Annotated in this window: 1 protein-coding gene and 1 pseudogene; both read left to right on the top strand. The window is 58.5% G+C overall.

Translation table 11 applies throughout. The features are described 5' to 3' along the window. Positions 1–682: pseudogene (locus tag I5W_RS25390) on the top strand (ABC transporter substrate-binding protein); the annotation flags it as partial. Between the two features lie 83 nt (positions 683–765). After that, positions 766–1115 (top strand): ABC transporter permease subunit (locus tag I5W_RS25385; RefSeq protein ID WP_044531342.1); only part of this gene is annotated, 350 nt, incomplete at its 3' end.

Genomic DNA, 1115 nt, shown 5'->3' with positions numbered 1-1115 from the left:
CATGCCAAGACCTTCTTCCGGTCGGCAGCGACTACGCTTTTGGTCGCGGCATGTGGAATTTCACCAAGAAGTACATCGAACACAGGGGTGGCAAGGTGATCGGCGAAGAGTATCTGCCCTCGACGGCAGCGACTGGACCACGGTCGTCTCCAAGATCCGTTCATCCAAGCCCGATGCCTTGATCAGCGCCACCGCCGGAGGCGCGCCCAATGTGTCGCTGGCCAAGCAGCTCAAGGGCGCAGGCCTGACGCTGCCATACGGCAACCTGGCTGTCGATGAGGGCACGGCCCAGACCATGGGTGATGCAGCCGATGGACTCTACATGTCGGCCTCCTACCTGACCGGCATCAACACGCCGGAAAACAAGAAATTCATGGAAGCCCTGAAGAAGAAGTTCGGCGCTGACATGAAGACACCCAATGAACTGTCCGAGCCGCAGTACGAAGCCTTCTACCTGTTCAAGGCCGCCGTCGAAAAGGCCGGCTCCACCGATAGCGACAAGGTGATCAAGGCGCTCGGTGAAGTGTCGTTCAATGGTCCGCGCGGCATGGTGGCGATGAACAAGAGCCGCCATACACCGCTGTCCATGCGCCTGGGCCAGGTGCAGCATGACGGTACGATCAAGATTCTGGAAACCTTCACCAGCGTTGATCCGGGCAATCAGTGTCCGAGCATCAAGTAAGCTCAGGATAGCGAACGGACCAATGATAAAAAATACCGCCGCGACGATGATCGCGGCGGCCAGAGACGTGAGAGGAGAGTGCAATGGCGCTATTGCTGGATATGCTGACGACGGCTGCGATACTGTTCATCGTCACCGCAGGACTGATGATGATCTTCGGTGTCATGAAGATCGTCAATTTTGCCCACGGGGCCTTGCTGACGCTGGGGGGATACGCCAGCTACGTGGTGACCCACCTGCAGCTTGATCCCTGGCTGGGCTGGCCGCTGGCACTGCTGACAGGCATTGCCGTTGGTATGCTGGTGGAAGGGGTGATCGTACGACGCCTGTACAAGCGACCGCTGGATGCCATTCTGGCGACCTGGGGCTTGAGCATCGTCATCGGTCAACTGATTGTGATNCTTTCGGGCGTGAAGTGCGTTCTCAACGCCCC

Source organism: Herbaspirillum sp. B65, from assembly GCF_000333555.1.
Classification (GTDB): Bacteria; Pseudomonadota; Gammaproteobacteria; order Burkholderiales; family Burkholderiaceae_D; genus Herbaspirillum; species Herbaspirillum rubrisubalbicans.
This window is presented reverse-complemented; position numbering and strand designations above follow the sequence as displayed.